Source organism: Pseudomonas sp. YuFO20 (genome assembly GCF_035064975.1).
GTDB classification, from domain to species: domain Bacteria; phylum Pseudomonadota; class Gammaproteobacteria; order Pseudomonadales; family Pseudomonadaceae; genus Aquipseudomonas; species Aquipseudomonas putida_AE.
Genome location: NZ_JAXDEO010000020.1, coordinates 102,265 through 109,574 on the forward strand (window position 1 = coordinate 102,265; position 7,310 = coordinate 109,574).

The window sequence follows — 7,310 nt, forward strand, 5'->3', positions numbered from 1 at the left end:
ACGCGAAACCCTGTGGGAGCGGGCTTGCTCGCGAATGCGGTGTGTCAGTCGACACTCATGTTGCCTGACACACCGCATTCGCAAGCAAGCCCGCTCCCACATTGGACCTCGCACAACACCCGTTTTTTTCTTTGATCGAGATGAGTCATGAACCGAAATCTGCTGACCGCCGGACTGGCTGCCATCCTCGCCAGTCTGCTTCCGGCTGCTGCGCAGGCCGCCACGCCACCCCAACCCGGCAAGGTCTTCAAGGACTGCAAAAACTGCCCCGAAATGGTCGTGCTGCCCGCCGGAACCTTCACCATGGGCACCCCCGATGACGAAGTCGGCCGCGAGCCCGATGAAGGTCCGATGCATGAAGTCACCTTCGCCAAGCCCTTCGCCATGAGCCGCTTCCAGATCACCGCCGGTGAGTGGGACAGCTATGTGAAAGAAAGCGGCGTGACCATCGCCAACGGCGATACCCGCCCAGGCCGCGAGTGCGTCGCCAGCAAGCCGCGCTACCCGCAGAGCCCGCGCCAGCCGGCGGTGTGCATGAACTTCGACGACGTGAAAAACTATGTCGCCTGGCTGTCGAAAAAAACCGGGCAGAAGTACGGCATGGTCAGCGAGGCCCAACGTGAATACGCCGCACGCGCAGGCACCAAAGGCCCATTCCCCTTCCCGTTCGATGAAGGCAAGGGATACAGCATCGCCAAACACGCCAACACCTACGGCCCGGCCGACGGTTTCAGCTTCAGCTCGCCGGTGGGCAGCTACCCACCGAACGCCTTCGGCATGTACGACATGCACGGCAACGTCTATGAATGGGTTGAAGACTGCGAACACCCGAACTACGTCGGCGCCCCCACCGACGGCAGCGCCTGGCTGGAAGCCAACTGCGAAGCCGTGCGCATCCGCGGCAACGACTGGGGTGAAGCCCCGGTGTTCTCCCGCTCCGGCAACCGCAACAGCCAGTACCCGCAGGAGCGTGGGGACTGGATGGGCTTTCGCGTAATCCGCGAACTCTAGGCCCGACAGGGTCACCGCATAATCGTTCTTCGCGAGCAAGCCCGCTCCCACACTTGAACGCATCCCGCCTGACGAAACACGGTCGAATGTGGGAGCGGGCTTGCTCGCGAAGACGTAGCGTCAGTCGCTGAAGAAATCAACTGACAACCCACAGTCACCACCAGTCGCCCACTGTCTAAATTAACCCCTCGACCAGACGTTCTACTGGGTATCTGCCTTCCGACCCAAGGAACCGTCTTCCATGACCCAGCCCACCCGCGGCGCCATCGGCGAGCTGTTCGCCCTGCTCAAACCCTTTCGACTCATCGTCGCCGCGTCCACTTTCCTGGGCATGGTCGGCGGCCTGAGCGTCACGGTGTTGCTGGCGACCATCAACAATGCCCTGCATTCGGACAGCGGCCTGACCCAGGGCGTGGTCGCGCTGTTCGCCGGCCTGTGCCTGCTGGCGCTGGCCAGTTCGATCTGCTCGGACATCGGCACCAACTACGTCGGCCAGCACATCATTGCCAAGCTGCGCAAACAGCTGGGCGAGAAGGTGCTGTCGGCGCCGATCGAACAGATCGAGCGCTATCGCAGCCATCGCCTGATCCCGGTGCTGACCCACGACGTCGACACCATCAGCGACTTCGCCTTCGCCTTCGCCCCGCTGGCGATTTCCGTCACCGTGACCCTGGGTTGCATGGGTTACCTGGCGATCCTGTCGTGGCCGATGTTCCTGATCATGGTCGCCGCGATCCTGATCGGCACCGCCATCCAGGCCTACGCCCAGAGCAAGGGCGTGCAAGGTTTCATGGCCGCTCGCGAGGCTGAAGACGAGCTGCAAAAGCACTACAACGCGATTGCCGAAGGCGCCAAGGAACTGCGCATTCATCGCCCACGCCGCCAGCGCATGTTCACCGCGGGCATCAAGGGCACCGCCGAATTCATCTGCAACACCCAGGTGCGTTCGATCAACACCTTCGTCATCGCCAAGACCTTCGGCTCGATGCTGTTCTTCGTAGTCATCGGCCTGGCCCTGGCCCTGCAAACCTTCTGGCCGAGCGCCGACAAAACCGTGATGAGCGGCTTCGTCCTGGTGCTGCTGTACATGAAAGGCCCGCTGGAGCACTTGATCAGCACCCTGCCCATCGTCAGCCGCGCGCAGATCGCCTTCCGCCGCATCGCCGAACTGTCCGAACAGTTTTCCACCCCGGAACCGCACCTGCTGCTCAGCGACCAGGGCAAGGTCAAGCAGGCCGTGCACGAACTGCAACTGGCGGACGTACGCTACGCCTTCCCGGCGGTCGAGGGGGCGGCGCCGTTCCAGCTGGGCCCGGTCAACCTGTCGATCAAGCAGGGCGACATCACCTTCATCGTCGGCGAGAACGGCTGTGGCAAGACCACCCTGATCAAGTTGCTGCTGGGTCTATACACGCCGCAACAGGGGCAGATCCGGGTCAACGGCGAGGCCATCGACGCGCACAACCGCGACGACTATCGCCAGCTGTTCACCACCATCTTTGCCGACTACTACCTGTTCGACGACGTGGTCCAGGGCGATACGCATATCCCCGAAGACGCCAACAAATACCTGCAGCGCCTGGAGATCGCGCACAAGGTCAGCGTCAAGGACGGCAACTTCACCACCACCGACCTGTCCACCGGCCAGCGCAAGCGCCTGGCGCTGGTCAATGCCTGGCTGGAAGAGCGTCCGGTGCTGGTGTTCGACGAGTGGGCGGCCGACCAGGACCCGACCTTCCGGCGGATTTTCTACACCGAGCTACTGCCGGACCTCAAGCGCCTGGGCAAGACCATCATCGTGATCTCCCACGACGACCGCTACTTCGACGTCGCCGACCAACTGGTGCGCATGGAAAGCGGACGGGTCGTGACCGAGCTGACAACCGCCTGATCAAGTCTGGCGCCATTCAAATGTGGGAGCGGGCTTGCTCGCGAAAGCGTCGTGTCAGGCGACATTAATGCTGACTGACACACCGCCTTCGCGAGCAAGCCCGCTCCCACAGGTTTTGCGCAGTTCCGAACCTTCAAAAATTATTTTTCCGGTTTCCTGTCAGTGCTCCGTCTTAATAATCATTCCCATTAACAAAAACTTCACAAAACACTTTTCAGGAGCACAGGCAAGTAATGCGATCTCTTCCACGCCGTACACCTCTCGCGCTGGCCGTACAGCGCCCGTCACTGCATAAAACCCTGTTGACCAGCGTTCTGCTGACCGCCACCTTGCTGGGGAGCTCGATGGTCAATGCGGCACCTGTGAAAGTCAGTATTTCCGTTCAGCCACTGGCCAGCGCCCTGACCCAGCTGGGCATGCAGACCAACCTGCAAATCCTCTACAGCCCGGATCAGGTGGCCGGCATCAAGTCCCGTGCGGTGTCCGGCTCGCTGGAGCCTTCCGCGGCCCTGGCCGAGATGCTCAAGGGCACCGGCATTTCGTTCCAGATCAACGGCAACAGCGTGACACTGGTGTCCGGCGGCTCGTCGAGCCTGCAACTGGGCGCCACCACCATTTCCGGCCAGGCCCTGGGACTGACCACTGAAGGCACCGACTCCTACACCACGGGCGCGACCACCACCGCCACCAAGCTGCCACTGACCATTCGCGAAACGCCGCAGTCGGTGACCGTGGTGACCCGTCAGCAGATGGACGATCAAGGCTCAAAGAGTGTGGGTGATGTCCTGCGTAACACGCCCGGCGTCACCATGCAGAAGTACGACAGCGACCGTACCGAGTTTTCCACCCGTGGCTTTGCCATCACCAACTTTCAGTACGATGGCGTCAACATTCCCTACGACGGTGTCTACGGTGAAAACCCGAACAACAGCGACGACTCCGCCAGCCTCGACCGCATCGAAGTCATCAAGGGCTCGACCGGCCTGATGACCGGCGCTGGTGACCCGGCCGCCACCGTCAACCTGGTGCGCAAGAAACCGACCAAGGACTTCAAGGCTTCGGTCAGCGGCACTGTTGGCTCCTGGGACAATTACCGCACCGAAGGTGATATCTCCGGTTCGCTGAACGACACCGGCAGCGTGCGCGGCCGCTTTGTCGGAGCCTTGCAGGACAAGGACTCCTACATCGACCACTACAGCCAGAAGAAAGACCTGTACTACGGCATCCTCGAAGCCGACCTGACCGACGACACCTTGCTGACCCTGGGTGTGGACAGGTCCAGCGCAACCCCTCGCGGCAGTTCCTGGACCGGTAACTCACCGTTCTATAGCGACGGTGGTCGTACCGATTTCTCTCGCAGTTTCAACCCGGGTTCCGATTGGAGCCGTCGTGATTTCGACAGCACTACTTATTTCGCCTCCCTGGAACAAGCACTGGCCAACGATTGGAAACTCAAGGCCACGTTCGACCAGAAAACCACCGATCACGATACCCAACTGGCCTCCGCCAGCGGCGGCAACCCGGATCGCAACACCGGCGAAGGCATGTTCTTCTACTGGGGGCGCTGGGAAGGCCATCGCGTGCAGAACACCGCTGACGTCAACGTTTCCGGCCCGTTCAGCCTGGGCGGTCGCGAGCATGAACTGGTGGCGGGTTTCATGACCTCCCATTCACGCCAGACCGGTGCGACCTACGACAGCTCCGAGTTCGGACTGGTGCCGGGTGACATCTTCGACTGGAAAGGCCACATTGCCAAACCGGAGTTTCCGAAGAACGGCAAGTACGAACGCACCCAAAGCCAGAACGGCGCTTACCTGGCCACCCGCCTGCGTCCGACAGACGACCTGTCGTTCATCCTCGGCGGCCGTGTCAGCACCTTCAAGTACAACGAGGATTACACCTACTACCCCGGCGCCGGCCTGGCTGACACCCATGCCAGCTACAAGGAACACGGCGTCGTCACGCCTTACGCGGGTGTGGTCTATGACCTCGACGACACGTACTCGGTGTACGCCAGCTATACCAACATCTATCAGCCACAAATCTACAAGGATGCCAGCGGCAAGACCCTGGACCCGGTTGAAGGCGACAGCTACGAGACCGGTCTGAAAGCGGCCTACTTCGAAGGCAGACTGAACGCCAGCCTGGCCTTCTTCCGCATTGAACAGGACAACGTCGCCCAGTACGTCACCACGGATACCACCACCGGCCAGGACGTTTACAAGCCAATCTCCGGCGCCACCACCGAGGGTGTAGAACTGGAAATGGCCGGCGAACTGGCCGAAGGCTGGAACCTGTCGGCTGGCTACACCTACGCGCGTTCGCGTGACGATGACGAACAACGCATCTACGGCTTCCCATTGGCCACCACTAAACCGGAACACGTCGTGCGTACGTTCACCACCTACCGCCTGCCCGGCGCCCTGGATCAGGTCACCGTCGGTGGTGGCGTCAGCTGGCAGAGCGCCTTCTACGGCCAGAGCTTCAACCCGAGCGTGGATGGCAGCGGTCAAGGTGCAACCGCCACTCTCAAGCAAGGCGGCTACACCCTCGTCGACCTGATGACCCGTTACCAGTACGACGAACACCTGAGCTTCACCGCCAACGCCTACAACGTCTTCGACAAGAAGTACCTGACAGGCCTGGGCAACTTCGGCACCACCTTCTACGGCGAGCCGCGTAACTTTCAACTCACGGCCAAGTACGACTTCTGAGTCGCTGAGCTGAAATGAAAAATGCCCGCATTGAGAGATGCGGGCATTTTTTTATGGGCGTTATTTCAGAATCAAAAGATCGCAGCCTTCGGCAGCTCCTACAGGGTGTACGCATTCCCCTGTAGGAGCTGCCGAAGGCTGCGATCTTTTGATCTTCTATCCCGCCGAATCAATCCGATCCAACGCGCGATTGACCGCCAACTCCCCAAGCATGATCACCTGGGCAATCCCCAACAGTGAATTGCGGCCAGTCCCCTGCATATGATCCGCCAGATCCAACGCCATGACGTTGGCCGAAGCCAGCGACTCACAGGCGTGGGCCAGCAGGGTTTCGACATCGAGTTCAGGGTTGACGATGAACATGCTGCAGAGTTTGCGTGGGGTGGCTTGAATGTCGGCAGCCGAGGGGATGCGGTCGTTGGGATTGTTAGATTCGGAATTTTCCGATGAGGGTGTCGGATCAGTGTGCTGGGGATTCGGCGTTTCTCTGATCATATGCTGATTACTCCTGATTGGAGCCGCCAACCCTTCTCTACTAAAAGAAGGGTGGCGGCTGGACGCAGGTTAGTAGACCGGGGAGATCAGCATTTACCGGCGCGCCGAAGCGCCCTGCGCCAGCCACCATCAAGATCAGGGATGGGATACCTGATTGACAGAGCCTGTACACCTTACTGATAACACCACGGGCTACTAAACCCGATCACTGACAATCAGTGACCCGATCCAAGTTACCGAGCAGCCCCAAGGCGCACAAGCCGGCGGATTCTGGAGTACATGTAGGCAACGACGCAAGGCAATGTGGGCCTTCTGACAAAGATTAGGATGTTCAGAAGCGTCCTACGCATCCATCAGAAAAGCCCTATTTCCACTTCGACCGACTTCGTAAAAGCTTGCGAGCGTTGGCACGTGGATGGTCATAAAAATCCCCTGATGCCTGAGCGCCCGCCAGCCTCCTGAAGCTAACAGTTCCTCTGCCTGATCCCCTTCCATTACAAGGAGCGTACACATCATGGGAAAGCTGCTCGACTGGATTTTTGGACGCCACTACGACTCAAGCACCCCCAGGACCATGCCCTCGGTGTGGCCTACCCCCGACACCCAGCCCATCACCCCGCCGACGGCCTCGAAAACCGACGGCTTGCCGCCACTGAAAAACTGGTGCCACCCGTTCAAGGACACGCGCGACCCACTGCAGCAGTTGACCCACCTTGCCAACGCCACCGCCGGTTACTACCCTCTGGGCCGCAATGGTCTGTGGCACGGCGGCGTGCATTTCGACAGCGGTACCGCCGTGGGCCTGGAGCAATCCAGCGTGCACTGCCTGGCCGACGGCGAAGTGGTGGCTTACCGCATCGACCAGGAATCGCCGAAGACGACCTACTACGACCACAAGATCACCGTCGACAAACCCTTCTCGCGCAACTTTGTGCTGGTCCGCCATCGCCTGCAGCCACCGAAGATCCAGGGCTGCACGGACAAGCCGCCGAGCCTGGTCTTCTACAGCCTGTACATGCACCTGCAGGATTGGATGAATTATTACGACGATCCGACCCTGGCGCGCCCGGGATTCTGGGCCGAAGTACATCGGGTCAAGGTGACAGCGAACGATCCGCACCCCGACGATCCCGAACAACGCGGCCTGCACGTTTACTACCGCCCCCGGTCCGGCAAGGTCGCCGACTTCCTGCCCCGCG

General features: G+C 60.5%; 4 protein-coding genes and 1 pseudogene. 4 read left to right on the forward strand and 1 reads right to left on the reverse strand.

Annotation, left to right across the window (positions count from 1 at the left end; translation table 11 throughout):
• Positions 1-147: 147 nt before the first annotated feature.
• The 3 genes from pvdO (at position 148) to SOP85_RS13510 (ending at position 5,616) form a co-directional block, all read left to right on the forward strand.
• Positions 148-1,011 carry a dihydropyoverdine dehydrogenase gene (gene pvdO, locus SOP85_RS13500; RefSeq protein WP_323627219.1) on the forward strand — a complete coding sequence of 288 codons (864 nt, stop codon included), beginning with the start codon at positions 148-150 and terminating at the stop codon, positions 1,009-1,011.
• 241 nt (positions 1,012-1,252) lie between these two features.
• Positions 1,253-2,902 (forward strand): cyclic peptide export ABC transporter, encoded by a 1,650-nt coding sequence (locus SOP85_RS13505; protein WP_323627220.1) that lies wholly within the window; start codon positions 1,253-1,255, stop codon positions 2,900-2,902.
• A 233-nt stretch (positions 2,903-3,135) separates the two neighbouring features.
• A complete protein-coding gene (locus SOP85_RS13510; RefSeq protein WP_323627221.1) occupies positions 3,136-5,616 on the forward strand; it encodes a TonB-dependent siderophore receptor in 2,481 nt (826 codons plus the stop codon).
• 156 nt (positions 5,617-5,772) lie between these two features.
• Here the strand turns inward: SOP85_RS13510 and SOP85_RS13515 are convergent, their stop codons facing one another.
• Complete coding sequence (locus tag SOP85_RS13515) at positions 5,773-6,111, reverse strand: DUF6124 family protein (RefSeq protein ID WP_323606891.1); 339 nt, start codon at positions 6,109-6,111, stop codon at positions 5,773-5,775.
• Between the two features lie 514 nt (positions 6,112-6,625).
• On the opposite strand from SOP85_RS13515, the pseudogene SOP85_RS13520 reads away from it, so the two are divergent.
• Positions 6,626-7,310, forward strand: a pseudogene (locus SOP85_RS13520) (hypothetical protein); the annotation flags it as partial.

Excerpts from the sequence above, each read along its gene's own strand:
- SOP85_RS13505 (WP_323627220.1), top strand. The coding sequence starts at position 1,253 with ATGACCCAGCCCACCCGCGGCGCCATCGGCGAGCTGTTCGCCCTGCTC.
- SOP85_RS13515 (WP_323606891.1), bottom strand. The coding sequence starts at position 6,111 with ATGATCAGAGAAACGCCGAATCCCCAGCACACTGATCCGACACCCTCA.
- SOP85_RS13510 (WP_323627221.1), top strand. The coding sequence starts at position 3,136 with ATGCGATCTCTTCCACGCCGTACACCTCTCGCGCTGGCCGTACAGCGC.
- pvdO (WP_323627219.1), top strand. The coding sequence starts at position 148 with ATGAACCGAAATCTGCTGACCGCCGGACTGGCTGCCATCCTCGCCAGT.